This window comes from Pseudomonas sp. BJa5 (assembly GCF_030272875.2).
In the GTDB taxonomy this organism is placed as follows: domain Bacteria; phylum Pseudomonadota; class Gammaproteobacteria; order Pseudomonadales; family Pseudomonadaceae; genus Aquipseudomonas.
Map to the genome: position 1 here is coordinate 1 of NZ_JALRNG020000234.1, position 234 is coordinate 234.

Annotated in this window: 1 protein-coding gene; it reads right to left on the reverse strand. The window is 64.1% G+C overall.

Annotated elements, in window-relative coordinates; all coding sequences use genetic code 11:
• The coding region (locus M2D63_RS26150; protein WP_353050886.1) for a helix-turn-helix domain-containing protein at positions 1-149 on the reverse strand (149 nt) is incomplete at its 3' end.
• Positions 150-234 lie beyond the last annotated feature (85 nt).

The window sequence follows — 234 nt, forward strand, 5'->3', positions numbered from 1 at the left end:
AGCATTGAGCTGTAACTCGCCGGCGCGGCGCCCATCACTTTGCTAAACGAATGGCTCAGGTGGGCGTGGTCGAAGAAGCCCAACTCGCCGGCGATGCGCGCAGGCGCGGCGCCAAGGCGCAGGCGCCGGCGTGCTTCGATCAGGCGCAACTGCTTGAATTACTGCATCGGGGGGAGGTTTTTCTCGGCCTTGAAGCTTCGCACCAGAGGGAACCTGGACAGGGTCGCTTCGGCG